Source organism: Chitinophaga eiseniae (assembly GCF_900167135.1).
Classification (GTDB): Bacteria; Bacteroidota; Bacteroidia; order Chitinophagales; family Chitinophagaceae; genus Chitinophaga; species Chitinophaga eiseniae.
Genome location: NZ_FUWZ01000006.1, coordinates 112,825 through 138,407 on the forward strand (window position 1 = coordinate 112,825; position 25,583 = coordinate 138,407).

Here is a 25,583-nt window from a genome sequence, read left to right on the forward strand (position 1 = left end):
GGATTTCACCCTTTATATTTGCACATTAATGTCACTTTCTGTAAAACACTTACTCGGAATTCGCGATCTGCAGCGCCAGGATATAGAACTTATTTTTCAAACAGCCGACCAGTTTAAGGAGGTTTTACAAAGGCCGATTAAAAAAGTTCCCACGCTGCGCGACACTACCATCGTTAATTTATTTTTTGAGAACTCAACCCGAACCCGCATTTCTTTTGAACTGGCAGAAAAAAGGCTGGGCGCAGATACCATCAATTTCTCTGCTTCCGGTTCTTCCGTGTCAAAAGGGGAGACGCTGATCGATACGGTCAACAATATCCTGTCCATGAAAGTGGACGTGGTGGTGATGCGTCATTCCGCCAGCGGGGCGCCGCATTTCCTGTCGCGCCATATACAGGTGCCCATTCTGAATGCAGGTGACGGTATCAACGAACATCCCACACAGGCCTTGCTGGACGCTTTCTCCATCCGGGAAAAGCTCGGTGCTGTGGAAGGAAAGAAAGTCGCTATCTGCGGAGATATCATGCATTCGCGTGTGGCCCTTTCCAATATCTACTGTCTGAAAAAACTCGGTGCGGAAGTTACCGTGGTAGGTCCGCCCACACTTATTCCCAAACACATCGCCGCGGCCCTCGGCGTCAATGTAAGCTACAATATCCGGGAAGCGTTGCAATGGTGCGATGTGGCCAACGTGCTCCGTATCCAGCTGGAAAGACAAAACACGCCGTTGTTTTCTTCCCTCCGGGAGTACTCGCTGGCATATGGGGTTAACCGTCAGCTGCTGGACAGCCTCAATAAGGAGATCCTGATCATGCATCCCGGACCGATCAACCGTGGTGTGGAACTGAACTCCGATGTGGCGGACTCCGGCCAGTCCATCATACTGGACCAGGTAGAAAACGGTGTTGCAGTGAGAATGGCCGCTTTGTACCTGCTGGCGGGCAAAAAACAAGACCTTCAATAAAGTAAACAAACGATACAGACTGAACGAAACAGGCCGTCTCAAGTGAGACGGCCTGTTTCGTTGTTAAAAGGAGGCATTCAGCCCGATCGTATAAGACCGGAAGAACGGATATACATTACCGTTATAACCTCCGGCTTGTTCCGGATCGTAATAACGGATTTTCATCTTTGTGTTTTCCCAGAGGTCCTGTCCGGAGAAATAGAAGCGAAGGCTCTTGACAGGGACGCGTTTCAGCCATGCTGCCGGCAGATTGTAACCCAGCTGCAGGTTCTTCAGGCGGATGTAGGAGCCGTTCATTACCCAGTGGCTGGAAGGGACGGTATTCTGTTCATCATGCAGATAGAGGCGTGGAAACAATGCATGGGGGCGCTCTGGTGTCCAGTAATCCTGGTTGATGTCCCAGGGTTGCTGCCAGCCATCGGTAAACGGAATACTGTAGCGGGGATCAGGCATCACTTTACGGTTGCTGACCCCCTGGAAAAAGATGGAGAACTCCAGGCCTTTCCAGGAGAAGCCGGCATCGATGCCGTAGGCCAGTTGCGGATCGGTGCTGCCGAGGTAAACCAGGTCGCGGTTATCAATCTGTTGGTCGCCATTGATATCGCGGTATTTGATATCACCCGGTGCGGCATGGGCGTTTTGGAAAGCATGCTGCTGTACATCGCCGGCCGTCTGGAAATAGCCTTCTGCTATATAACCAAACAGGGATGCGTAAGGGTAACCGGGAATGCCCACATTCCAGCCAGCCTGTGGCGTTACGCCTTCATTGGCCAGTACTTTCGTCTGGTTGTTGAACAGGTTGGCGTTCAGGTACCAGGTAAAAGGCCCATGGCTGCTCCGCCAGCCTGCATTTACCTCCCAGCCCCAGGCCCTCATTTCTCCGGAGTTGAAGCGCAGCGGCCATGCACCGGCAGTGGAAGGCAACTGTACCGGGATACGCATATCGCGGTTGTGTTTCACAAAATAATCTGCAGATAGGGTGAGCCTCCCACGGAACAGGGTAGCGTCCCAGCCGTAGTTGTAAGTGGATATATTCTCCCAGCCTGATGCTTGCGGAATGGGGTTCTTATAGACAAATGGTGTAAAAGGACGGTTATATCCGAACGTGAAAGTACTCAACCGTTCGTCATTGTCGATGCTGTTCCAGCTGTTGACATTGCCTAGCCGGCCCCAGGACCAGCGAAGTTTGAATTCATTGAAAAAATGAAAGGCATGGTAAAACCACTCCTCGTTGTTGAGCCGCCATCCGGCAGAGAAGGAGGGGAAGGCCTGCCACTGTTCCATTGCCGGAAAGGCGCTGCTGCGCTGCGACAGGCGGCCGCCGATCAGGTTGGCTTCCAGCAGGTAGCGGTTGTCGTAGTTATAGTTGAACTTGCCGAACAATGACAGCAACGTACCGTTGGTAAAGCGGGTCATGCTGTATTGCGGCGCGCCGTTAAAATGATAGGCGTTGACGTTATCCGGAGAAAGGTCGTAAGACGCGGCCGTGTATTGGTCGGTGTTATAGGTTTCCTGCGTATAGCCGCCAAGGATATGAATGTTGTGTTTATTGAGCCTGGTGTCATAGTCGGCCAGTAACTGAAGGTTGCCGCCTTTGCCCTGCAGTTTGCTTTTCTGTAGCAGGCTGTGCTCCTGGAGGGTTTCCACCGGGGCTACCTGGTTCCACAGCTGAATGCTGTTACGCCCCAGGTTGTCGTTCAGGGTGTGTTGCTGCGGGCTGTATACCAGCCGGAGGGTGAGCCCTTTGGCCAGCAGGCTGTCGGCCCGCAGGGTGAAGACGGCGTCGACGTAGTTGTTTTTTTCTTCGCGGATGCCGCCGTCGTGCAGCATGGCGTAGACAGGTGCGCCACCGAAGGCGAGGTGGTTGGTGCCTGGTACAAAAACAGGGACGTTGCCCGGTCCGCGATAAAGTCCTGCCAGCAGCCCCTGTGGCCCTTCTACGGGTTGAGACGGGGAGAACGTGTTGGTTTGCGCGTAAGACAGGCGTGTTTCGAGACTAATATGTTTACTGAAGCGATTGTTGAGATTAAAACGGGCGTTTACACGGCGGGTCCTGTCGGGGCCTTCCACAAATAGTCCCTGCCGGCCGAAATAGCCGAAGGAAGCGGAGAACTGGTTCAGCGAATCACCGCCTTTCACTGAGAGGTTATAGTTCTGTACGCTGGTTTTCTTTTTGGAAAGCAGCGATAGCTGATCGAAATTATAGTAGTAACGGTAGTATCCCGGCTTCGTATAGTCTTCCGCGTAATAGTTACCTTTTTCCATCAGGTCGATTTCTCCTGGTTGCCACGGGGCAAAGCCGCCGGCATTGGTGGTGGCTTCATTCTCCATGCGCGCCTGTTGGGCGGAAGAAAGGCGGTGCGGGATGCGGATGGGCGTTTCAAAGCCTGCGAGGGTATTGAAGTCGATCGCCAGTTTACCGGGTTTACCGGTGCGGGTGGTCACCAATACTACGCCACCGGCGCCGCGGGCGCCATAGATAGACGCGGCGGAAGCGTCTTTCAGGATGGAAACGGATTCAATGTCATCGGGGTTCAGGACAGCCAGTGAGCCGGGGACGCCGTCGATGATGACGGGCGTGTTGTTGCTGCCGGAGTTGACGCCGCGCACCTGAATGTTAAAGCCTTCTTTGCCGGGCTGACCGTTGCTGCGGGTAACCACCAGGCCGGTGGCGGTGCCCTGCAGGGCCGCAATGACGTTGGGGACCGGCCTGCTTTTTAGCCGGGCGCCGTCTACCTGAGCAATGGCGCCGGTGATGTTGGCGCGTTTTTGCAGGCCGTATCCGAGCACAACGAGCTCGTTGAGTTTTTTCAGGTCGGGTTGCAGGGTGACGGAGATGTTGTGGCGGTCGCGAACGGCGATTTCCTTGGTTTCGAAGCCGATCAGCGACACAGAGAGGACCGCTTGTCCGGAGGCGAGTTCTACTTTGAAGCTGCCGTTTTCACTGGTAGCGGTACCATTGGAGGTGCCTTTTTCCCGCAGGGACACGCCGCTGAGGGGTTCCTGCCCGTCCGTCACGACACCGGTAACGAGCCACCGGTTGCTGTTGGCCGGCCGGTCGTTGGTAACGGGTACGTCTGTATGTACTGCATTCTGTGGGATGACGATGATTTGTCCGTCTCTGACTTCCACTTTATAGCGGGTGGTAGGGAAGAGCTGGCGCAGTACGTCCTGCAGGAGTGCGTGGTGTACGTGAATGCTGACGCCTTTGCGGGTCTCCAGTTCATCAGTGGAAATGGCGAAGGTATAGCGGGTTTGTTTTTCGATGTCACGGATAACTGTCTTCAGGCTGGCATTGACATATTGAAGGGAAATTCTTTTCGGTTGGGCATCAGGGGTTTGAGCGGCTGCGAGGGAGCCGGTAAAAACCAGGATAACAAAGTATAAGAGGAAGACAGGCACGCACCTTGACCTGGTATAAGAGCGCGGCACCTGTAGCATAGCATGCTGCATAAGCAAGAGGGTCGGGCGCCGGTTAGTAGATTTCTACCAGGTTGTCTTTATGGGTGATGTTGATTTGAAGTGTTTTCCGCATAATGTCCAGTACTTCCTCCAGCGGCATATTGGGGAAGGTGGCCAGCAATTTTTTGTCGTTCAGCTGCTGATTGCTGATGTCTACCTGTACATGGTAAAAATCGGACAAGGCCGCGGCTACTTCGGTGAGCGGGGCATCATCGAAGGTGAGGGTCCTTGTTCTCCAGGCCAGGATGTTATTGTTTTTCTTATAAAACCGGGTGTCGATGGTGCTGCCATGGCGGGCGAGGGAAGCTTCCTGACCGGGTGTCAGGATAACTTTTTTATCGGAGCCTTTGCCCTTGTAGGCGGCGCTTACTTTCCCGGACTGTACGAACACTTTCACACCGGAACCGGCTGCTTTTACGTTGAAAGCGGTGCCCAGTACTTCCACCTCTACGTCGGGTGCGTCTACGGTGAAGGGGAGGGCATCGTTTTTCACGACGTCAAAGAAAGCCTCTCCCTTGTCTATTTTGATATGGCGGTTGTTTTTGCCAAAAGTACGGGAGTAGCGGACGGTGCTGTGTGCGTTAATATATACCATAGAGCCGTCCGGCAAGTGGAGGCTGTCGAGGTTTTGTGCGGTGGTAATGGTTTTATAGCTGCCGGGGCCGAGCCAGGTCCAGGTAAGGCCAATGGCAAGTACGGCTGCAGCGGCCCACCAGTAACGGGCTTTCATCTGAAAGACGCGTGTATTGCGGGAGGCGGCAGTAGCTGTGGCGCTGGTAGTAGTGGTGGATGGCAGGGCGTCGAGGGTAGCATTCAGCTGTAGCCACTGGCCCTGGGTGTCGAAGGCAGATGCTGCCGGGAGCGGATCTCCCTGCCACATCGCTTTCATATCCAGAAAAATATCCAGATTAGCGGTGTCCTGCTGTATCCAGTCATTGAGCTGCTGTTTATGCTGCTCGTTGTCCGGATCTTCCAGGTAACGGATCACTATATCTATATCAGTTTTCTTATTCATGGCTACTTATTAACTATACAATCGGAAAAGATGTTACCATTAGTGGAACCCCAAAAAAATTCTGGTTGTTTTTATTCTTTGTTGATCAGCACCACCCGTAATTTCTTCAGCGCGGTAGTAAGGTGAGCATATACTGTATTAATAGAGATGTTCAGTTGCGCTGCGATTTCCGCGGGGGACAGGCCTTTGAGGCGGCTCATTTCAAACACGCGGCGGCATTGGTCCGGCAGCTTGTCGAGAGCCGACCGGTACTGGGCTTCCAGCTCCTTGTGTTCCAGCATGGAATGGGAGGTCTCTGCCGGAGCGGCTGTCAGTAACTGTTCCTTTGCATATACTTCTTTCCGTTGTTCCTTTTTGATGCGGTTCAGACAGGTGTTGACTGTCGCGCGGGCCAGGTAATGATTGATGGGGGCCCTTTCATCCAGGTTTTCCGCACCTTTCCACAAATTGAGGAATACATCCTGCACCATGTCATTGGCATCATCTTCATCTTTTACATAGCGAAAGGCAATATTATACATAGAAGGAGCGAACTGTTTGAAGACTGCTTCAAACACCGCTTTATTCCTGCTTCTGATGCCTTTTACTATTTCGTCGTTACTTAGTTGCAACATGCTTTGATCTTTTGTTTCCGCCAGTGCGAAGATAAATTTTAATCACTTCGCATTCAGTATTTCCGGAATTTTTTGTCTTTAACATTTCTTTCACTAATGGTAAGTGCATTGTCGAATGTATTGTTAGTATACAGCCGGTTAATGAATTGCTGCAGTATCGCAAAAATCATGCACAATCAACTGGTTACACGGTTGTCATCATTATTTTAACCATACAAAAAATTGAATGCCATGAAAAAAACAATCACAGGAATGCTCGCTTTAGCTGCAATGGTAGTAGGGATGTCTTCGTTTAAGAGTGCTGATGCAACGACTGTAAAGTCTTTGGATAGCGCTTCAGTTAGAATGGACTCACTGATGTCTGTTGACTCAGTAGCGCGTTTTGATTCCCTTTCCACCGGGATAGATTCGCTGATGGGTCTGGATTCCATTGCCGGTATTGATTCAGTGGCCCGCATCGATTCTTTCGCCCGCGTAGACTCTTTTACCCGCGTAGATTCCTTCTCCCGTATTGATTCTGTGTCCAGGATGGACTCTCTTTTCCGTAACGACTCCCTGCGTATGGATTCCGTAAAAGGTATGGATTCTCTCCGTACTGTTGAAGGCGGCTCCATTAGCGGTAAAGTTACACCTGCCGACGGCGCTGCTGAAGTAGAAGCGGACAACGGTACTGAAAAACTGAAAGGTGCCGTTGCACAGGGCGCTTTCGCAATTCCGGCCGCCAAAGCTGGTACTTATACCATCACCATCGTAGGTAAAGCGCCTTATAAAAGCGCTATTATCAAGGATGTTAAAGTAGAGGATGGTAAAGCTACCGATCTCGGCGAAATTAAGCTGGAACAATAAATCTGTATAGCATCCAACAATTCAATAGCATCCTAAAATGGAAACCCATTTTGGTTTGATCTCAGGGGAGCTTTTTCGGCCCCCCTTTTTTTATGCCCATAAGTGGAAATAATTTAGTTATATGTGTATTTTGTGGATTTATTTTATATAATTGAATAAAAAAATGAGTTATAATGCAATAATTATTTTTTCAGTTTGAAAAACTTTCCTACATTTGTTCCTGTATTCGCATCGGAATGAATTTTTTATTTTATCCATGTCCGTTTGTTAAAGCCCCAGAAAAAGAGCCGGAAACGGCTCTTTCTTCCAAACCCTGGTTTTTGACGGATTGGAGCAAATGCACTTAAAGGTTATTTTACAGGTTACATATAGCTGTCATATATAATAGCTGTCACATCAACCAACCATTATCTGACATCGTTAAACCCAACTGATCTAAGTGAATTACGAAATCATCGAGATGCAGCAGTTCTCCGGGAAGCGCGCTGGTATTTATTCTGTTATGATTGCGGACGACAATCTGACATTGTTTGAGCATTTTGTGAAAGCGCATGTAAGGGATTATGCCCTGGAAGTAAGGAGCATTACCCAGTATCTTTCTTATATTGGAAACCGGTACGGGATGCAGAGCAGGTTCTTTAAAGTGGATCGGGGGATGCCCCAGGACGGGGTTTGTGTTTTGTTTGATCACCCGGAGAAAAAGCTCCGGTTATATTGTTACCGGGTGGGCACGGCAGCACTGATTATAGGAGGAGGCATGCCCAGGCCAGGCAGAAGGGGCGGGGAGGGAGTGCCGGAAAAAATGCTGGCCAGTATCTCGCAGGATATCCGCCGCAAAATCCGGGCAGGAGATATTTACTGGTCGGCGCAGGAAGCCCGGCTGTGTGGAGATCTGGTGTTCAGGACAGAAGAAAAATAACAGGAGCAGCGGGAAGCAGCCGCTACTGAGGACATCGTTATCGGTTAGAACAGACGGAAAATAATTTGAACAAATGGAAAACAATCATCAGGGCGCCAGGAAATACAGCAGTAAAATTATCGCCGATGTGATGGCCAGCATCACGCCGCTGGAGAGCCTTCAGGTGGAAACCCGCTTTGCGCTGGCGGGCCGTATCGCCGGGATCATGGACAGTCGGCATATGTCCAACAAGGAGCTGGCGTCCCGGATGGGCAAAAACCCTTCTGAGATTTCGCGCTGGCTGAGCGGTACCCATAACTTTACCCTGGATACGCTGTCGGAAATTGCCATTGCGCTGGAAGTGCCGGTGGCGACTTTCTTTTCGCCGGCACAACCCCGCGTAGTCAGGGATGTGCGGCTGACTGTCCGCTCGGGAAATATCCCGAAAGACATCATTTCATTTTCACCGGTGACAAACATTCGCTGATAAGGCCGATCGTTGCGGATGTTTGCTGCCATGCAGTAACATTTTAACGGAACCACCTGAAACGGAAGAGTGGCATTATCCGAATTTATTGCCAATTTACGCTCATGACTAAACGATCTTCACCGGCAAAAACAGGACCGCAGCACCTGGTCCTGCTATCGATAGACCTGCTGGACAGTTCTCTGCACTATCCGGGAGACCATCCGCCGTTCGAAAGCTTTCATTTTGATGTGCATATCACCAGTAAAGCAGACGATGAAAAAAGCCAGGTACTGGTGGTAGTGACCATCGGTGTGCACCACGAAACCATTGCCAGTCAACTGGGAAGCCTCACCATCAACTGCACTTTTACCATGAGTAATTTTGCAGACGTGGTAAGGCTCAATGCGGCCGGACAGCCGGATATGCCGGATGATCTCGTCGAAACGCTTCACAGTACCGCACTCTCTACCGCGCGAGGCGTTATGTTCGCCACTTTCAGAGGTACCTTCCTGCATCATGCATTGTTACCGCTGATCACACCGGGCTCCCTCACAGAAGATAAAAAAATTAACAGCTAATTTATGCGCACGGTTATCCTGTTGCTTATTTCCAACACCTTTATGACTTTCGCCTGGTACGGACATCTCAAACATCAGGATACTGCCCTGTGGAAGGTAATACTGATCAGCTGGGGCATCGCTTTCTTTGAATATTGTTTTATGGTGCCGGCCAACCGTCTGGGCGCACAGGAAGGTTTCAGCGGCTTCCAGCTTAAAACCATTCAGGAAGTCATCACCCTCACCGTTTTCAGCGTTTTCGCCGTCTTCTTTCTGAAGGAACCGCTTCGCTGGAATTACCTGGTCTCTTTTGCTTTTCTTATCGGCGCCGTGTATTTTATGTTTAAAAAGTAGCGGGATTTTCGCGATTCCTGATTATCTTTAGCCATTGCATCTCAATCAACCTGAAAATAACCGGCCATCCAAATTGAGGGAGGAAGCGAATATACAATTGCTGGTGGAACGCATAGCGTCGCTGGGCGACGAACAGGCTTACAAGGCCCTGTTCCGGCTGTTCTATAAACCACTGAGCCAGTTTGCCTTCTCCATTGTTAAATCATGGGAATCGGCCGAAGAAGTGGCTTCCGACGTGTTCATGAATATATGGAGAAACCGGGAACGGCTGCTGCAGGTGCAGAATATTAAAGTATACCTGTACGTCTCCGCTAAAAATATCTCCCTGAATTACCTCACCCGTGCCTCCAGGACCCAGCATTTCAGTCTCGACGAACTGGAAGTGGATGTCAGCGGCGGCTATGCCACGCCGGAACAAATATTTATCTCCGGGGAAATGGTCAAAAGAATAGAGGCGGCCATCAACCAACTTCCTCCCAAACGGAAGATGATCTTCAAACTGATCCGGGAAGACGGGCTGAAGTACAAGGAAGTGGCCCAGATACTGGACATTTCCGTGAACACCATCGATGTGCACATGGCGCAGGCGCTCAAAAAAATCAGTGAAGTCATCCACCTTCATTTCTCCCGCTAAAAAAAAATAAAAAAAATTTCAGGAGGGAATAGTAGATTTTGAAAATCTGCATGTCCTTCTATTACAATCATGCTTTTGCATCAACGACATGGAACAGGAAAGAATTTGGTTATTGCTGGGAAGAAAGGTATCGGGCGAAGCCTCTATGGCTGAATTGCGCGAGCTGGAGGAATTGTTGGTGCAATATCCGGAGTTACGGTACCAGGTGTCGGTGCTCAGCAGTATGCCCGTGCCGGAAACGACACCAGCGTGGACAGAAAAAACCGAACTGGCGCTGGAAAAACACCTGCTCAGGATCGGTAGCGATCTGGGCACAGCGGAACAGCCGGCAGAAAACAACGTCCGTCACCGGAAAAGCAGGGCAGGCGTACTGGTAGCCTTGTCGTCGCTGGTGGTATTGTTGGGCGGGTATTGTCTTTTCCTGCTCAACAGCAAAACGACGCCGAAAGTGCCGGCGGAAATGGCGGAGATTCAGACCAGGAATGGCTCCCGGTCCCGCGCCACCTTGCCGGACGGTACTGAAGTTTGGCTCAACGGCGGCAGCCGTATCACCTACCAGCGCGATATGAACACACAGCAGAAAAGGGAAGTGTACCTCTCCGGGGAGGCTTACTTTAAAGTGGCCAAAGACGCGGAGAACCCGTTTGTGGTGAAAACCGAACGCCTGGAGGTCAATGTACTGGGGACCGCTTTTAATGTAAAAGCCTACCCCAATGAAGAGCAAACGGAAACATCCCTGATCTCCGGATCGGTGGAAGTAGTACCGGCCAACGACCAGGAACGCCGTGTACAGCTGCAACCCAATCAGAAATTTATTATCAGACATACACAGGACGGCAATGCCAGACCCTCACTGGGTTACAGTGTGGAACAGGTGAGAATGAACGGGCAGAACGACCTTATCAACGAAACCGCCTGGTGCGACAACATCCTGGTTTTTGACAACGAAAACTTCGGGTCCGTGGCACTGAAAATGGAACGCTGGTTTGGCGTGAAGGTCTATCTGACAGATAAAAAACTGAAGGCATACCGGTTTACAGGTACCTTTAAAAATGAATCGCTTCCGCAGATTCTGGAAGCGCTGAAGGTTACATCATCTTTCCGTTGCGAGATAAAAGGCAACGAGGTATTTATCAACCAGTAGCATAATTATGTCTGACAAAAGAGAAAAGATACCATTGGCATAAAAAAAGGGCAAATGCTGCAAACATTTACCCTTTAGTTCAGATCCAACGGCAGGTAGCTTCACTTGGCAATGTAGTACTGTCGTCGTTTTATTGACCTTTAACAACCTAAATGTATGCAAAAAAAACATACATTTTGTCATCCTTTTGCACATACATAAGGAAAATGTTGTACTGCTAATGAAACTGGTATCCTTTATTATTCTGATTACCTCTTTGCATATAACAGGCCGCGTATTTGGTCAAAGTGAGCGGATATCGGTGAAAGCAGATCAAATGCCGCTGACACGCCTGTTAAAATTGATGGAGAAAAAAAGTAGTTATCGTTTCGTATACCGCAACGATCTGATACCCGCACATGTCCGGGTTACTATCGACTTGAAAGAGGAACCAGCAGAGGAAGCCCTCCGGCAGATATTGCAGGGAACAGGGCTCACTTACAAACCGCTGACCAATGGCCTTATTGCCATCGTACCCGGTACGCAGGCAGCTATCCCGGATATCGTCGTCAGCGGTCAGGTGACTGATAATACCGGTCACCCGCTGCCAGGGGTAAGCATCCGGATTGCCGGCGTCAATAAAGGCGCAACCACCGGTACTGACGGGCAGTTCCGGATGATGGCCCCTCCAACGGGAACACTGGTTTGCTCTTTTATCGGTTATGAAGAACAGAAAATAGCGATCGGTCACAGATCGATGTTGAATATCGTCCTGAAGGACGACGCCAGGGGACTGAACGAAGTAGTGGTAGTGGCTTATGGCGTTCAAACAAAAGGTTCTTTGACAGGTTCAGCTGTTATGGTTAATTCGGCCTTGTACGACAAAGCCCCCCGTAGCAGCTTCCAGGAAAGTTTACAGGGAAATGTCCCGGGACTTCAATCCTTGAATGGTTCCGGTCAGCCCGGATCGGTGCCCAGCATCCGTATCCGTGGCATAGGCTCTATCACTGCCGGCAGCACCCCGCTATACGTAGTGGATGGTGTACCGGTAGTGACAGACGACCTCACCGACTTTAATGTGAATTCATTAGCCGGTATCAACAGCGCTGATATCGCGTCCATCTCTGTGCTCAAAGACGCTGCGGCAGCTTCTATATACGGCTCCCGCGCCGCCAACGGCGTGATCCTCATCACCACCAAAACCGGCAGTCCGGGACGCACGCGGATCAGCCTCAGCGCACAACAGGGCGTGAACACCCTGACCATCCCCAAAAGCAACTATCCGCTCAATAACCGTGAGATGATGGAACTGCTGCGGGAAGGTTGGTACAACAAAAACGATGGTACCGGGGAAGCCGGTTTTATACGGGAACTACAGGCCCGTGGCATCGACAGCACCGTCAATACCGACTGGATAAAGTTATTGACCCGCTCCGGCAGCTACACGCAGGCCAATCTCTCTGCTGCCGGCGGTACAGACAAAACCCGGTTTTATGTGTCCGGCGGTTTTTATGATTCCAAATCCGCACTCCGCGGGGTCGACTACCAGCGGATGACCGGCAAACTCAATCTGAGCAATCAGGCCACCAGCAGGTTCTCTTTTAATGTCAACCTGTCGCTGGTATACCAGAAAGCCAATGCAGTAGGGGATGTGGGACTACTGGCCAACCCGGTCCGCTCACTCGCCCGCATGCAGCCCTGGCTGAAAGTGTACAACCCGGACGGCTCGTACGATTTTAGCTACAACAATAGTTTCAACCCGATCGCGGTACTCACGGAGGTGACCCGGAGCGGTTCCATCTACGGACTGCTGGCCGGCGCAGGCGCTAAATATAATATCACCAGCGACCTGTCTCTTGAGTCCAAGATCAGCCTTGATCTGAACTATGCCCGTAGCCACTCTTTCTATCCGCCCGCTTTTGGCGACGGCAGAAATACCAATGGCAGGGCTTATGTCAACAATAATCTGTGGAACAACTGGGTATCCACCAGTATTCTGCGGTACCAGCACCGCTGGGGCCAACACGGCCTGAACACCTTTGCAGGATTTGAAGCGCAAAGCACCGGTAATACCGGCAACACCGCTTCGGCCACCAACTTCCTGCCCGGTAAAAGCGAACTTGCTGATGCCTCCAAGCCCGAATCCATTAGTTCGGTCAACGTCGCCAATTCTCTGACAGGCGTATTCCTCAACACCGGATATGACTATCAGCAAAAATATTATCTCTCCGGCTCCATCAGACGGGATGCATCTTCCCGGTTTGGCGCGCAGAAACGCGGTGCCAATTTCTGGTCCGTCGGCATCGCCTGGAATATCTATAAAGAAAGCTTCATGCATGATATTCCCGGCATCAACGAATTAAAGTTACGTGCTAGCTACGGCAGCAACGGAAACCAGGCTATTGATAATTACGCCTCTTTGTCGCTGTACAATCCGGCTAATGATTATGAGGGAAAACCGGGGTATGTGTTAGGACAATACCCCAATCCCTATCTTACATGGGAGCAGAACAAACCCTTCAATGCCGGCGTTGATTTCGCGGTATTAAAAAATCGTATATCCGGTACCGTTGAATATTATAACCGGGTTACCTCCCGACTGCTGCTGAACGTACCAGTATCTTCCACCAACGGGATCACCACGGTATTCCGTAACAACGGCGAGATGCGTAACAGCGGATGGGAAGTGACGCTCACCACGCGAAATATACTGCCGGACAATCCGGAATCATTTTCATGGCGCACGGACTTTAACTTCTCTACCTTAAAGAATACCATCACCCGGCTGGACAACCCGATGACCAGCATCTATAAAAGGGAAGTCGGCGGTGATTTTTATCAGTTCTACCTGGTGGGTTACGCCGGCGCAGACCCGCAGACAGGCGAGGCGCTCTGGTATACCAATGCCACTAAAACGGCTACCACGAAGGTATATGGTGAGGCGCAACGTTTTAACCAGGGAAGCGCCCTTCCTAAATTCTACGGAGGACTTACCAACTACTTTGCCTATAAAGGTTTTGAACTTAGCTTTCAGTTCTTTTATAACTGGGGTAACCTGGTGTACGACAACTGGGGCTCTTTTACAGAATCGGATGGCAGCGGCGGTTTTGGCGCTACCTCCAAACTCTCGCGGCGGATCTACGAACACCGCTGGCAGCAACCGGGAGACGTGACCAACATCCCGAAAGTCGTCTATGGCGGTACACAGACAGGCCTTAGCAACCAGGCGTCTTCCCGTTTCCTCTACGATGGCAGCTTTATCCGCCTGAGAGACCTGCTACTGGCCTACAACCTGCCGAAAGGATGGTTGTCCAAAGCGAGACTGAGCGAAGCACGCATATACTTCAGGGGAAATAATCTATGGACTTTCGTAAAAGACGGACAGCTGACCATGGACCCGGAAGTTCCCGTCACTGGTGACTACGATCAGCGGCCACCGATTTTTAAAACCTTTCTCGTTGGAGTAGACGTTAACTTTTAACACGCATGTTGCAACGATATAAACATATTGCCTGGGTTTTGGTTACTGCACTGGTTACCGGTTGCAGTAAGGATTTCCTCCACCAGGACCCTGCGGCAGCAACGGAAACACGCCATGCTATTAAAGATCTGGCAGGCCTTCGCGCCGCCATTAACGGGGTGTATTCACTGATGCAAAATGAAAACTATTACGGACGTACCATGTTACTGTTGCCCGACCTGCGGGGAGACAATGAATACATCAGTGTGCTCAACAGTAACAGGTACCGTAATCTGGACCAGTACATTGTGACGGCAAATGATACGTACATCACGGATACCTGGAACCAGTTGTACGCCGTGGTAGCCAATGCCAACATGGTCATACAGAAAGGACCGGCCGTAGCGCTGGCGCCTTCTGTAGCCGACAGTACGGAAGCGATGCAGATCGTAGCTGAAGCCTACGCCGTGCGCGGGCTCGTGTTCTTCGACATCGCCCGGTTGTACGCCCAGGCCTACAATTACACACCCGATGCGTCGCATATGGGCATACCGCTGGCCATCTTCACAGACATAGAGGAGGTGCAGTCCCCATCCCGCAGCAGTGTAAAAGACACCTATGCGCAGATCATCCGGGACCTCCGCCAGTCCATCCGCCTGTTTAGCGACAGCAGAAGCACCGCTTTCAGTTCCGGACGGATCAATGCCTACAGCGTCAAAGCCCTGCTGGCCAGAGTGTTGCTTTATAAAGGCGACTGGGAAGGGGCGGAAATTACCGCCGGTCAGGTAATCAGCAGCGGTAAATACGAACTGCTGCCGACAGACAAGGCCGTGAGCGATTTTAACCAGGCGGGTAACAGCGAAACGATCTTTGAAGTGATCAACACATCGGTAGACAACCGCAGCACAGACGCATTGAGTGCCATGTTCAACCAAACGGCCTATGGAGACGTGCTGGCGACCGATGATTTACGGAACGTATACAACGAGAAAGATGTCCGGCTCGGATTTATCAAACGCGATAAAAGGGCAGGCAATGGGGGAGAGAATCCTGCCAATATCATCACGAAGTATAAAGACGTCACCACTTTTGCGGAAAGCATCAAGGTGATGCGGCTCGCAGAGCTGTACCTGATCCGGGCAGAAGCCCTTGGCCGTCTGGGCAGGGAGGGAGATGCACGGCAGGCGCTCAACAGCATTGTATTACGGGCTAATCCGGGCACAGCGCCGGTAACCGCCAGCGGAAAAGCGCTGCTGGATGCCATCGCCCTGGAAAGGCGCAAAGAGCTTGCCTTTGAAGGCCACCGGCTTTTTGACCTTGCCCGCACCGGGACACCCTTTGTAAAATTCCTGGCTAGTGACAGAACCATCTCCGTGGCTTTGCCCGGTCCGAAAATAATCTTACCCATCCCTCAAAGGGAGCTGGATGCCAATCCGAATATACGCCACCAGCAAAACGAAGGATACAACTAATCTAAACCGCCTTTGTTGACAATTGGTTTTTGCAAGCTGGTTGGTTTTTGCTTGTAGGGTCCCGGTTACACACCGGGACCTTTTTTTATTTATTCACCGTTCAACCAATAAACGTTTCCTCCGCATAAATTTATTCCTATTTTTGGCGACCTGTAAATCACGTTTGACTACATGTTTCTAAAAATCCGCACCGCACTGGCTTTACTGATCGCGCTGACAGCCGGCGTCCCTTCCATGGCGCAGCCGTCGCCTGTCTGGAATGCAGCCGACATTAAGCTTCAACTCAAAAAGCTGGACACGCTGGGCAGCGTGTTGTACCTGGCAGCCCATCCTGATGATGAAAACACCCGTTTGCTGGCCTACCTGGCCAAAGAAAAACTGTACCGTACCGGTTACCTGTCACTCACCCGCGGTGATGGCGGCCAGAACCTGGTAGGTAATGAACAGTCCGAGCTGCTGGGCCTTATCCGCACGCAGGAGCTGCTGGCTGCCCGTCGTACTGACGGGGCCGAACAGTTTTTCACCCGGGCGCAGGATTTCGGCTTCTCCAAAAATCCTGCTGAAACCTTCACCATCTGGGACAGGAAAAAAATCCTCGGCGACGTAGTATGGATGATCCGCAAATTCCGGCCGGATGTGATCATCTGCCGCTTTCCGGCCGACAGCCGCGCCGGCCACGGGCATCACACCGCCTCCGCCATGCTGGCCGCTGAAGCCTTCGCCGCCGCCGCAGATCCCAAACAATACCCTGAGCAACTCCAATACGTAAAACCCTGGAAGACGACACGGCTGTTGTGGAACACTTTCAATTTCGGTTCCGCCAACACCATTTCGGATGACCAGTTCAAAATAGACGTGGGCGCCTATAACTACCTGTTGGGTAAAGGTTACGGCGAAATTGCCGCAGAAAGCCGCTCCCAGCATAAGAGCCAGGGCTTTGGCGTACCCGCCGGCAGAGGCTCCAGTATGGAGTATTTCATGACTATCAAGGGAGACGCCCCCCGGCAGCAGCTGCTCGACGGCGTTAATACATCCTGGTCCCGCATTACCGGCGGTGAAGCCATCGGCACTATGGTAGACAAGGCCATCCGCGATTACAATATGGAAGATCCGGCTGCCTCCGTGCCGGCGCTGCTCAGCATCCGCAAAGCCATCCAGGCGCTGCCGGAAGGCTACTGGCGCAACCTGAAACTGAAAGAGACCGAACAATTGATATACGCCTGCGCAGGGCTGTGGGCAGAAGCCTACAGTACTACGCCCACCGTAGTGCCGGGATACAATATGGAAGCCACCGTACAGCTGATCAACCGCGGACATTTCCCCGTACAGCTCCGTAAGGTGGACTTGCCTGGTAAACCGGACGCTGCCGGTGCCAGAGAGCTGTCCTACAACAAATTCAACAGCATCTCCCAGTCGCTGACCGTGCCTGCCGATACAAAAATCTCACAACCTTACTGGCTGGCAGAAGCCCATCCCCTGGGTACTTATGCAATCCCTGATCCGCTGCAGGTGGGCAACCCGGAAAATACGCCTCCGCTGACGGCACGAATTTACCTGCAAATAGGCGGACAGGAATTCCTGATAGAACGTCCCCTGCAGTATAAATACACCGATCCGGTAAAAGGGGAGCTGTATGAACCGCTGGTGATAACTCCTCCGGTGGTGGCCAACCTGAACAACCAGGTATATATCTTCACCAACAACCAACCGCAAACGGTACCGGTGAAACTCGCCGCTTCTGCCGACGGCGTTACCGGCAATGTTCGGCTGCGGCTGCCTGCCGGCTTCGCCGTGAAAGAAGGTAACCAGGCCTTCCGGATGGAGAAGAAAGGCGACGAGCAGGAATTACGCTTTACCATTCATCCCGTTGCTGCTACTGCTGCCAATCACGTAGATACGTTCACGGTAGTGGTCAGCTGTAACGGTAAGGAATATACGCAGAGCATCCGGCATATCCGTTATGATCATATTCCATTGATCACGCTGTTCCCCGAGGCTTCCGCCAGACTGGTGACAGTAGACCTGAAACACAATGGCAACAAACTGGGATATATTCCCGGCGCCGGTGATATGGTGGCGGCTTCCCTACGCCAGGTAGGCTATGACGTAACAGAGCTGGGCGAAAAGGAAATCATGGGCAACCAGCTGTCGCAATACGATGCTGTTATCGTAGGGGTGAGGGCCTATAATACCAATCCCCGCATGAAATACTGGCAAAGCCAGCTGATGGACTATGTTCACAAAGGCGGCACCCTGCTGGTACAGTATAATGTGAACAATCCGCTGGTGACGACAAACCTGGGGCCGTTTCCGTTTAGTCTTTCCCGTGACCGCGTGACAGACGAAAATGCAGCGGTGACCTTCCTTCGTCCCGACAACGCGGTGATGCATTACCCCAATGAGATCACCAGCGCGGATTTCAGCGGTTGGGTGCAGGAAAGAGGTTTATATTTCCCTGCAAACATTGACAAAGCATACGAGAAATTATTTGCGATGAACGATAAAGGCGAATCACCAATGGAGGGTTCCACTATTGTGGCGCAGTACGGCAAAGGCAGGTATGTATATACCGGGCTGGCGTTTTTCCGCGAGCTTCCCGCTGGTGTGCCGGGCGCTTACCGTTTGTTCGTGAACCTGATTTCCGCGAAACATTAAAACCAATGGCTGAAAAACACGAACAGAACCGCCCCCGGATGAGAATAGCAGCGATCCTTTGTATTCTGCTGGGGCTGTTCATTGGATTTGGAATAAAAAGAGTCCATGTCGGACTTGTGATTGGCATCGGCCTGGGGCTGCTGACCGGGAGCCTTTGGTCCAGGAGCTCAGACAAATAATCCGGTTTAACATTTTTAAAATTTCCAAATGGCTATAGGTCCGGAAGAAGAGAAACCACCACTGTTTCCCACCTGGGGTTACTGGTATGTATTGGTGATCGCCTGGCTGGCTTTACTGATCATACTCTTCTATCTATTCACCAAAACATATTCATGAGTTCATTAGACTGGGTGGTATTGATTGCCACACTCGCTATCATTATATTATATGGGGTCTGGAAGAGCCGGGGGCAGCAGAATATGGAAAGCTACTTCCTTGGCAACCAGTCCATGCCCTGGTACATTGTACTGTTGTCTATCATTGGCACACAGGCCAGTGCTATTACTTTCATTTCCGCTCCCGGCCAGGCATATACCGACGGGATGCGTTTTGTACAGTACTACTTTGGTCTGCCACTGGCCATGGTGGTGCTTTGTATCACTTTTGTCCCGATCTTTCATAAGCTGAAAGTATATACCGCCTACGAGTTCCTGGAGAAACGTTTTGATCTCAAGACCAGAACGCTGACATCATCCCTGTTCCTGATACAAAGGGGGCTGTCTACGGGTATCAGTATCTGTGCGCCATCTATTATCCTTTCTTCGCTGTTGGGATGGAACCTGTACTGGACCAACATGATCATGGGCGGGCTGCTGATCATCTATACCGTGGCGGGTGGTACCCGTGCGGTGGCTTATACGCAGACCTTGCAACTGGCCATTATCTTCGGCGGTATGTTCCTCGCCGGCTGGATGGTGGTCCACCTGTTGCCGGCGGATATTGGCTTCAAACAGGCGTTACAGGTGTCCGGTAAAATGGAGAAGCTGAATGTCATCGTGACCAAATTTGACTGGAACGACAAATACAATATCTGGAGCGGGGTGATAGGAGGTTTTTTCCTGGCCTTGTCGTACTTCGGAACCGACCAGTCGCAGGTGGGGCGTTATCTCACCGCACGGTCTGTAAAAGAAAGCCGTATGGGGTTGCTCATGAATGGACTGGTGAAGGTGCCGATGCAGTTTCTCATCCTCCTGATTGGCGCTATGGTGTTTGTATTTTACCTGTATTTCCGGGCACCGATATTTTTTAACGAAGCGCAGCTGGCGCGGGTACGGGGGACGGCACAGGGGCCGGCGCTGGAGCAACTGGAAAGCCGGTACAACCAGCTGGCCACCCGGAAACAGCAGCAGGTAAAAGAGCTGGCGACGGCGCTGGAACAGGAAGATGCTGCAGCAGCGGCAACGGCCAAAAAAGCACTGCAGCAGACCGATGACCAGGCGCAGGCCGTGAGATCGGCGGCGCTGTCGCTGATGAAAGAAGCCGATCCGGCGGCAGATACCAACGATACCAACTACATCTTTCTGCATTTTGTGGTCAATAACCTGCCCAAAGGCCTGGTGGGACTGCTGATAGCCATTATCTTCCTGGCCGCATGGGGAAGCATTGCGGCGGCCCTCAACTCCCTCGCATCTACCACGGTGATCGATATCTACCAGCGGTTGTATAACGGTCATGCCTCTCCGGAGCACTACCTGAAGGTGTCCAAATTATGGACGCTGATATGGGGGGTGTTCTGTATTGTGGTAGCGCAGTTTGCCAGCGGGCTGGGTAGCCTGATTGAAGTGGTGAATGTGCTGGGCTCCTGGTTTTATGGCGTTACGCTGGGCATTTTTATGGTGGCCTTTTACCTGAAGCGGGTGGGCGGCACTGCTACTTTCTGGGCGGCCATTGCTGCAGAAGCGGTAGTGCTGGCGATGTACGGGGCCGAGAAAGTGTCTTTCCTCTGGCTCAACGCCATCGGCTGTGTGCTTGTAGTGATATTTGCCCTGATGATACAACCGTTTGTGAAACAAAAAACAATCGCCGGCTAGGCATTCATCATTCCTGTTATCAGGCGATAAAAAATGCCCCGGGTTACCCGGGGCATTTTTTATAAGTCGCATATTGTTAGCCGGATCAAAATTATTTGATAGTGGCCAGCAGTTTGTTGTTCAGTGCTACGTAGTCGTCGTTTTTCGCAGCTTTCGCCAGTTCGATGGACTTCAGGGCAGCTTCTTTAGCTCCGCTTTTGTCCTTGGCTTTCGCGTAGATTTTTGCTTTCTGATGCCAAACCCAGAATGCTTCAGGGCTCTGTGCTACAGCAGCGTCTATCCATGTTTTGGCTTTGTTGATGTCGAGGTTGTGCTCGAGATAATAAACGGCAGACTGGAAGTAAGGTTTTTTCTCGCCGGGGGCAGCCATGGCAGCGTCGATCTGGCCGAGGATTTTGTCCTGGATGTCCGCGGTGATGGCTACCGGTACTTTTACTTTGTCCCAGCTGATCACCAGGTTCATGGCAGATTCTTTCACGTCTTCAAAGCCGATGGTGAAGCTTTCCTGCGGCGCCGCCAGTGCTACGGGTTTTACCTGCACGCGGGCGATGTCGTTTTCAGGTTTGTAGGCAGCGGGGCTGCTTACATCAAGGCTGCTGGTCAGGATAACAGTCCACTGCTGTGCACCCGGAATGGTCAGCAGGCCGTATTTACCGGCTTTTACCGGTTTGCCACCGAAGTTCACATCTTCTCCGAAAGTGATAACGGTAGGGGAGTTAGCGCCGGTTCTCCATACTTTGTTGTAGGGAACAATATCGCCCATGATCACCCTGCCTTTTTTTGCCGGGCGGGAATAGTTCAGTTCCACGCTGGAAAGGGCGAAGTCTTGTTTTACAGTCTGGCCCGGGCTGGGTGCAGGCATTTTAATACCTTGCGCTACAGTGGTACCGGCATATAACAGCAGCATGGCAGCGGCTGATGCCGTAAGGTTTCTGAAAGTTTTCATATGTAGTGTATAATTGGTGGCAAAGGAAAAGGACCGGCGTTATTCAATCAGTCCACTGCGGAACGCGTATAACACAAGGCCCACACTGTTTTTGACGTTCAGCTTCTCCAGCAGTTTCTGACGGATGCCTTCCACGGTGCGGGGGCTGAGGAATATCTGTTCGGATATCTCCTGCGTGGTGAGCTCCTGGCAGATCAGCTTCAGCACTTCCTGTTCGCGGTCATTGAGCTGTATTTCGTTTTTGAGTGTCGGTTTAAACTGTTGTTTATTCTTGTGTAGAACTTTTTTTAATAAGGCCAGGTTTACGTTTTCATTAAAATAGAAGCCTTTCTCATAAGTGGTGCAAATGGCTTCATAAATTTCTTCCGGATCGGCATTTTTCAGCAAATAGGCATTGGCGCCGTTCTCCACAAGGTGAACAATGAAATTGTCATCTTCGTACATGGTGAGGATGATCACTTTCACGTCGGGATACTTCTCCTTTACTTTAATGGTGGCCTCGATGCCGTCCATGTTAGGCATCTTCAGGTCCATCAGTATCACATCCGGTTGATGCTGTTCCATATGCTGCAACAAATGCAAACCGTCATCCGCTTCAAACACGAAACGGATATTATCATACGGTACCAGCGTGTTGATCACCCCACTGCGGAAGATCTTGTGATCGTCAGCAATGGCCACCTTAATGTGTGCCATAGTGAACAGTTTATAGAGAAATAAATTATTTTTTTGTTAATAAATTACTGTAAGTCATGTTGTTACATATGGGTACAACAAAACCGGATGGCAATTTAGTAATAAAACAACATATCCATTCACTATTCTGTACTTAAGCCTGATAATTTTCTACGGTAATAGTGGCGAGTGTGCCTTTCGGATCGCCCGCGGCGAAGTTAATCTTTCCGCCGATTATATTAAGGCGGCTTTCGATGTTTTTAAGGCCAAGGCTTCCGGTTTTCTTTTTGTTGGCGTCCAGTGATGGCAGCAACAGCCCGTTGCCGTTGTCTGCTACAGTGATGGTAAGCAGGGAAGGGGTGGTCTGGTAGGTGATGGTGACCTCCGTTGCTGCTGCATGTTTGAGGATATTGTTGATCAGTTCCTGTACCACGCGGTATACGTTGAGCGCTTTTTCCATTTCTACCGGGTGGTGGTTTTCGGCTACCCGGAAATGGATTTTCACCGCTTTGTTTTTGTTCATCAGGCTGCAGAACGAATCCAGCGCATGGGCCAGGCCGAGGTTTTCCAGCGCCTGGGGGTGCAGGCTTTGGGAGATGAACCGGAGTTGCTGTATAATAATGTCGGTAAAGTCTTTGGTTTCTTTCAGTCTTTCTGCTTCGCCGTTGCCGGTTTTGAGCAGGGGCATCAGTCCACCGATACTCAGTTTCAGTACAGACAACTGCGCGCCCACTTCATCGTGCAGGTCTTCTGCAATTCTTTTGCGTTCCTGCTCCTGGCCCTGTAATACAGCCACCAGCCGCTCCCGTTGCAGTTGGAGGTCTTTGTCCCTGATCAGCAGTTTATGTTGTATGACCTGTTTTTGCTGAAACATCACGAGCAATATCACAATCACCCCGAGGATTAACATTACTGTAGTACCGATTACAATAATATCAATTGTCTGCATACCCTAACCTTTTAGTTTTTGTGAGGCCAATATACAGCAGAAACATGTTAATTATAGCAACAACATAATTGATACTGATCAGCGTAAGTACCATGCTCTGTTTGATAGCCGCTTCTGCTTCCTGCGCCTGGATGAGGTTATAGCTGATGGAGAAGAGGAAGGAACTACAGAAATAAATGAAGATGCCTGAATTATACCAGAATACCGACAGGGTATTGATATACACCGCATTTTCCATGATTTCCTTGTCTGTCAGCAGCTGCAGAAAAAAGATGACGCCGTAGGCGATGATGATACCGGATTTTAGCCCGGCGCTGATAGAGTTGTAGGATTTAAAGCCTTCAAATTTCAGGATGTCGGCAATACAAAGTCCCAGTACCAGAATAGGAAGCCAGGTAATAATTAGTTTGACGGTAGGGTGTTTAATGATCGTCCAGTAAAAGAAGGACAGAATGACGAACTGTACGAAGTTCATCACACTGAACAACCACATGTTGTTTATCTTGAGGTTTGCCATTATGGACGAGGCCAGGGCGAAGAAGACGCTACTGATGATATAGTAGCACATCCATCTGCCGGGAGCGTCCAACGTCTTGAATTTTAACAGGAAGGGGATCAAAATTAATGCTTCGATCCCCATCATAGTGTAAAATATACCAAGGAATATATTCAGATTCACGATGTTCCTTTATTGAGTGGGTGGTTTAGTACCGCCGCCGGAGCAGTAGTTAGGGCAGGGAAGGCCCTGGTCGAGAATGAGGGCGCTGGACATGCTTTTGGCAACGGAACCGGTAGCAGGATCTCCTGCTGGCGGAAGAATATCGTTACCTTCACTGTCAACGGCCACCAGCACCATTTTCTTTTCTTTGATACCATCACCGTCAGTGTCGATCTTCAGACCGTAGTAAATCCTCAGTGCAGTGCAATCCGGCTGATTCAGCAGTTCCAACACTTTGTCCTTACCAAAACACATGGCTTTTACGTGCGTGCCCATCGATTTCTGCTGGACATGTTCGTCGTCATGGTTCTTACATAATTCCTCCATTTCCGCCCGGGAAATGAAGCCTCCTGCATCGGCAGGAACTGGTCTCTTTGTAGAATCGCTCATAATTGTGGGTAGTTTAAGGTTTTGGGGTAAAATTATCACAATATTACATGTTTGCAAGATCGTTTGAGCAACCCGCTTTTTACGGCTAAAACGGGCCTGGAATGGAAAAAGCAGCAGGGGCGGGGAATAAGATAAAAAAGAGGTTAACGGTGAACACTGAAATAACGTAACAGCCACTAAAAAATGCGTATAAATACGCATTCCGTTTTTTCAGGTTTACAACGCTTGATTACCATCCTGATGTTGTTAATCTTTGTACCAGCAACCGGATCGAATGATACGCGCCGGCGTTATACGCGCGTTGGATCAGTCAGCACTATAGGGCCTTTCTACCATGTTTGTTTTTAAGTTTAGTATGCAGCGGGTTCTGTCACCACCCCAATAAAACTGAAAAACATGAGTTACCTGTTAATTGGAAACATCTCTGCACTTATCTGTGACGATTGCATTGAGCCGCTCGCAAATGCACGGATACGTGTTTACCTGCCGGACATCCGTTACCCGGCTGCCAGCTCCCAAGGAATTTTCAGCGACCTGCAACCATTGTCAGCCAAAGAGGTATTGATGAAAGCGGACCGCCTGCTGGCGGAAGCTGCACTGGACGATCAGGGCAATTTCACCCTGTCCTGGAAACAGGAACATCTTTTTACAGAGCCCCTTGAGCTGGACCTCTGCCTGGATACGCTCCCGGGCAAGACCGGCGTCCGGCTACCCCGCAATTTTCATCTCTGTACAGCGGTATTGCACTGGAAGCGCAGCGCGACCGGTTATATCGGCGCATATGCCTATGTGGTGCCTTCCGATATCTGGAATGTTATCCGTGGTGAAGCGGGCGCCTGGGTAATCACCGGTACCGTCAAACAACACCGGGAAACAGGCCAGGAGCCGCCGAAGCTTCGGGTGGAAGCCTACAACGCCCTCTCCGGTAAAATGATCGGGACCGCCTTTACCAACGAGTATGGCCGCTATACCCTGCGTTTTTCGCGGAAAGACCTGTACCATGGCGCGTTACAGCTTATTAAACAAGGCCGCCGGCATATGGGGCCAGACGTCTATTTCCGCATATATAGTAATGACAGGATTGTGCTGGCAGAAAATGAAATACACGCCACCGCGCCCGACAGGCAGGACCTGCCGCCCTGTAGCTGTGTTAACCTGGTTTATCGGTCCTCCGTGATGAAATGGGCCTCGGGCCAGGTACAGGGATGGCTCCAGGATATGAAAATGTTCACCGGCAAAAGCCGGAAGAAACGCGAACAGTGGCATCTGAGCGACGCATTGTTTTAATCCCCCTCAAAGTATTTTGTTTGACCCCTTTTTTATCGTGTACCAGCCGCCTTTAGGCGGCTGTT

Annotated in this window: 22 protein-coding genes; 14 read left to right on the forward strand and 8 right to left on the reverse strand. The window is 50.8% G+C overall.

Going from position 1 to position 25,583, the window contains the following annotated elements; all coding sequences use genetic code 11:
- Window positions 1-28 precede the first annotated feature (28 nt).
- Window positions 29-964 (forward strand): aspartate carbamoyltransferase catalytic subunit, encoded by a 936-nt coding sequence (locus B5D63_RS29430; RefSeq protein ID WP_078672463.1) that lies wholly within the window; start codon window positions 29-31, stop codon window positions 962-964.
- 63 nt (window positions 965-1,027) lie between these two features.
- Here B5D63_RS29430 and B5D63_RS29435 read toward each other — a convergent pair whose 3' ends face one another.
- The 3 genes from B5D63_RS29435 to B5D63_RS29445 form a co-directional block, all read right to left on the reverse strand.
- Window positions 1,028-4,417, reverse strand: coding sequence for a TonB-dependent receptor (locus tag B5D63_RS29435; protein WP_078672464.1), 3,390 nt, complete (start codon window positions 4,415-4,417; stop codon window positions 1,028-1,030).
- Between the two features lie 22 nt (window positions 4,418-4,439).
- Window positions 4,440-5,441, reverse strand: a complete 1,002-nt coding sequence (locus B5D63_RS29440; protein ID WP_078672465.1) for a FecR family protein — start codon at window positions 5,439-5,441, stop codon at window positions 4,440-4,442.
- A gap of 71 nt (window positions 5,442-5,512) precedes the next feature.
- Complete coding sequence (locus B5D63_RS29445; RefSeq protein WP_078672466.1) at window positions 5,513-6,055, reverse strand: RNA polymerase sigma-70 factor; 543 nt, start codon at window positions 6,053-6,055, stop codon at window positions 5,513-5,515.
- 231 nt (window positions 6,056-6,286) lie between these two features.
- Here B5D63_RS29445 and B5D63_RS29450 point away from each other — a divergent pair, with 231 nt between their 5' ends.
- The 12 genes from B5D63_RS29450 (at window position 6,287) to B5D63_RS29500 (ending at window position 20,553) form a co-directional block, all read left to right on the forward strand.
- Entirely contained in the window at window positions 6,287-6,901 is a 615-nt protein-coding gene (locus B5D63_RS29450) for a carboxypeptidase-like regulatory domain-containing protein (protein WP_143313185.1), read from the forward strand.
- A 439-nt stretch (window positions 6,902-7,340) separates the two neighbouring features.
- Entirely contained in the window at window positions 7,341-7,820 is a 480-nt protein-coding gene (locus B5D63_RS29455; protein ID WP_143313187.1) for a hypothetical protein, read from the forward strand.
- Window positions 7,821-7,893: 73 nt separating this feature from the next.
- Entirely contained in the window at window positions 7,894-8,286 is a 393-nt protein-coding gene (locus tag B5D63_RS29460; RefSeq protein ID WP_078672469.1) for a helix-turn-helix domain-containing protein, read from the forward strand.
- A 104-nt stretch (window positions 8,287-8,390) separates the two neighbouring features.
- Window positions 8,391-8,846, forward strand: a complete 456-nt coding sequence (locus tag B5D63_RS29465) for a hypothetical protein (protein WP_078672470.1) — start codon at window positions 8,391-8,393, stop codon at window positions 8,844-8,846.
- Window positions 8,847-8,849: 3 nt separating this feature from the next.
- Window positions 8,850-9,179 (forward strand): DMT family protein, encoded by a 330-nt coding sequence (locus tag B5D63_RS29470; protein ID WP_078672471.1) that lies wholly within the window; start codon window positions 8,850-8,852, stop codon window positions 9,177-9,179.
- 34 nt (window positions 9,180-9,213) lie between these two features.
- A complete protein-coding gene (locus B5D63_RS29475; protein ID WP_143313189.1) occupies window positions 9,214-9,813 on the forward strand; it encodes an RNA polymerase sigma-70 factor in 600 nt (199 codons plus the stop codon).
- A gap of 88 nt (window positions 9,814-9,901) precedes the next feature.
- The gene (locus B5D63_RS29480; RefSeq protein WP_078672472.1) at window positions 9,902-10,957 is read left to right on the forward strand and encodes a FecR family protein; all 1,056 of its coding nucleotides are present in this window, start codon (window positions 9,902-9,904) and stop codon (window positions 10,955-10,957) included.
- 343 nt (window positions 10,958-11,300) lie between these two features.
- Entirely contained in the window at window positions 11,301-14,417 is a 3,117-nt protein-coding gene (locus tag B5D63_RS29485; RefSeq protein ID WP_235021653.1) for a SusC/RagA family TonB-linked outer membrane protein, read from the forward strand.
- Window positions 14,418-14,455: 38 nt separating this feature from the next.
- Window positions 14,456-15,868 (forward strand): RagB/SusD family nutrient uptake outer membrane protein, encoded by a 1,413-nt coding sequence (locus tag B5D63_RS29490; RefSeq protein ID WP_235021654.1) that lies wholly within the window; start codon window positions 14,456-14,458, stop codon window positions 15,866-15,868.
- Between the two features lie 171 nt (window positions 15,869-16,039).
- Window positions 16,040-18,523, forward strand: coding sequence for a PIG-L family deacetylase (locus tag B5D63_RS29495; protein WP_078672475.1), 2,484 nt, complete (start codon window positions 16,040-16,042; stop codon window positions 18,521-18,523).
- Window positions 18,524-18,730: 207 nt separating this feature from the next.
- Complete coding sequence (locus B5D63_RS35615; protein WP_262488178.1) at window positions 18,731-18,859, forward strand: hypothetical protein; 129 nt, start codon at window positions 18,731-18,733, stop codon at window positions 18,857-18,859.
- Window positions 18,856-20,553 carry a sodium:solute symporter family protein gene (locus tag B5D63_RS29500; protein WP_078672476.1) on the forward strand — a complete coding sequence of 566 codons (1,698 nt, stop codon included), beginning with the start codon at window positions 18,856-18,858 and terminating at the stop codon, window positions 20,551-20,553. Before B5D63_RS35615 ends, B5D63_RS29500 begins: the two co-directional genes overlap by 4 nt.
- Window positions 20,554-20,644: 91 nt before the next feature.
- Here the strand turns inward: B5D63_RS29500 and B5D63_RS29505 are convergent, their stop codons facing one another.
- The 5 genes from B5D63_RS29505 to B5D63_RS29525 all read right to left on the reverse strand — a co-directional run bounded on the left by B5D63_RS29505 (window position 20,645) and on the right by B5D63_RS29525 (window position 24,231).
- Window positions 20,645-21,499, reverse strand: a complete 855-nt coding sequence (locus B5D63_RS29505; RefSeq protein WP_078672477.1) for a DUF2911 domain-containing protein — start codon at window positions 21,497-21,499, stop codon at window positions 20,645-20,647.
- Between the two features lie 39 nt (window positions 21,500-21,538).
- The gene (locus B5D63_RS29510; RefSeq protein WP_078672478.1) at window positions 21,539-22,195 is read right to left on the reverse strand and encodes a response regulator transcription factor; all 657 of its coding nucleotides are present in this window, start codon (window positions 22,193-22,195) and stop codon (window positions 21,539-21,541) included.
- A 133-nt stretch (window positions 22,196-22,328) separates the two neighbouring features.
- The gene (locus B5D63_RS29515; protein WP_078672479.1) at window positions 22,329-23,123 is read right to left on the reverse strand and encodes a sensor histidine kinase; all 795 of its coding nucleotides are present in this window, start codon (window positions 23,121-23,123) and stop codon (window positions 22,329-22,331) included.
- On the reverse strand, window positions 23,110-23,766 hold the full coding sequence (locus tag B5D63_RS29520) for a hypothetical protein (RefSeq protein ID WP_143313191.1): 657 nt from the start codon (window positions 23,764-23,766) through the stop codon (window positions 23,110-23,112). Before B5D63_RS29520 ends, B5D63_RS29515 begins: the two co-directional genes overlap by 14 nt.
- 45 nt (window positions 23,767-23,811) lie before the next feature.
- On the reverse strand, window positions 23,812-24,231 hold the full coding sequence (locus tag B5D63_RS29525) for a hypothetical protein (protein WP_078672481.1): 420 nt from the start codon (window positions 24,229-24,231) through the stop codon (window positions 23,812-23,814).
- A 396-nt stretch (window positions 24,232-24,627) separates the two neighbouring features.
- Between B5D63_RS29525 and B5D63_RS29530 the strand changes: the two genes are divergently transcribed.
- Complete coding sequence (locus B5D63_RS29530; protein ID WP_078672482.1) at window positions 24,628-25,518, forward strand: hypothetical protein; 891 nt, start codon at window positions 24,628-24,630, stop codon at window positions 25,516-25,518.
- Window positions 25,519-25,583: the final 65 nt, after the last annotated feature.